The following is a 1,652-nucleotide window of genomic DNA, read 5'->3' on the forward strand; positions in this document are numbered from 1 at the left end:
TCGGATAACGAAGCTCGCTTCGATCGTAGCGGGTCCGGTTCTCAGTCGTCCACATCGGCAGCCTCCACACAGGCAGCCTTGAATCACAAACCCCTCACCTCACTCAATATGTCGCCGGACAGACACTTAGATGGTGAGCGGCGGTCATTGCACATACTTCATGGATATCAAGATCTCAATTTCGCACACATCGCTTACCCAAGCCCGGACAAAAATGGTCACATATTTCGGACCAATAATTTGATGCGATTGCCGCACGTGGCGATCGGCATGTTGACCCCACCCGAAGGTCCTACGGAGTCACCAGACCCTGAGATCATCGAGAGCATCGAACGGCATTTTCGTGACAATGACTAAGGTTTTATCTTTCCCGGATCGTAGTTCTGGCTTCTCTCCTGCTCGGCTAGTCGAAGCCCGGCTCGCCAAGCAGAAGTCGCGTGCCGAATTAGCGCGAGAGATAGATCTTAGTGGGCAAGCTATTGGTCACTATGAGACTGGCGAACGCCGTCCAGACATGTCTGTAATTATCCGTATCGCAAGCGCGCTAGAACAACCCGTTCCGTTTTTTCTAAAGCCAAGCCCTTCTATTGAGCGCCATCAAGGTACTCGCTATTTCCGTAGCGTGGGCGCTCGATCCAATAAGCTTAACTACGCTCTTGACGTCAGGGCTAAATGGCTCTGGGAACTGGTAAACCTCGTTGGATCCGAAATTCGTTTTCCGGCGCCCAATTTGCCCGATATTCTCCCTCCAGAGCACGGCATACATTACACTCTTGAAGAGTTGGAGAGTGCTGCAGAGCGCGTCCGGAGGCACTGGGGGCTAGGTGACGGTCCAATTGCAAATGTCGTAGCGCTGTTCGAGACTCATGGCGTAATAGTTACAAGACTCAGCTTAATATCAGACGATGTAGACGCCTTTTCATGCTGGATCGAAAAGCGTCCTTACATTTTGCTTGGCTCCGAAAAGCAGTCAAGTTGTCGATCAAGATTTGATGCAGCCCATGAGCTTGCTCATTTGCTACTTCATCGCGATATAGCACAAGAAGATTTAGAGGAAAAATCCGTCAGAGAACGCATAGAATTGGAGGCTCATGCTTTTGCTGCAGCGTTCCTATTTCCTCGCGTGGCGATGATGCGTGAGTTTTTTTCAACCCGTTTAAGTCATCTTAAAGGACTTAAATTACGGTGGCGAGTTTCGATGCAGGCAATCGCACACTGGGCAAAACGGCTCGGAATTATCGACGATTATCAGTATGTGTTGTTTAGAAAACAGATCAGCTCAAATAAGTGGAACAAAATTGAGCCGCTTGATAGAGAAATACCCATTGAAATGCCGCAATGGCTCCTCAAGTGCTGGCGCCTTTTTGCTGCAAGGCGCGCCTTACCCGCTCAAGGCGTAGAAGATACAATTGGCTTTTCGCTTGATCTGATTGCGAACTTATTTGGCGCACCTGGGGAAACTAGCCTGCTCACGAGATCGGTTGTCGCAACTGGATAGCGGCGCGTCATACTTGACGCAAAAAAACTAGGACGGCAGAATTGGCTGTTTGAGCGTTGAGGGTGCGGGGGCGTCTACGGGGAGGCGCATGATGTCTCGCACCCAGTGTCGGACGCCGGATCGTGAGCGGGTCCTGGTTCCGGTCCGCCAGCAC

2 protein-coding genes are annotated in these 1,652 nt (G+C 51.0%); both read left to right on the plus strand.

Going from position 1 to position 1,652, the window contains the following annotated elements; translation table 11 throughout:
• A partial coding sequence (locus FV234_RS26560) for a hypothetical protein (RefSeq protein ID WP_210250998.1) occupies positions 1–357 on the plus strand: 357 nt, incomplete at its 5' end.
• Entirely contained in the window at positions 350–1,498 is a 1,149-nt protein-coding gene (locus tag FV234_RS25750) for an XRE family transcriptional regulator (protein ID WP_238273187.1), read from the plus strand. The genes FV234_RS26560 and FV234_RS25750, both read left to right, overlap by 8 nt.
• The last annotated feature ends 154 nt before the right edge of the window (positions 1,499–1,652 follow it).

This window comes from Methylobacterium sp. WL8, from assembly GCF_008040045.1.
GTDB classification, from domain to species: domain Bacteria; phylum Pseudomonadota; class Alphaproteobacteria; order Rhizobiales; family Beijerinckiaceae; genus Methylobacterium; species Methylobacterium cerastii.

Coding starts and splice junctions, on each gene's coding strand:
- FV234_RS25750 (WP_238273187.1), top strand. CDS start 350: ATGACTAAGGTTTTATCTTTCCCGGATCGTAGTTCTGGCTTCTCTCCT.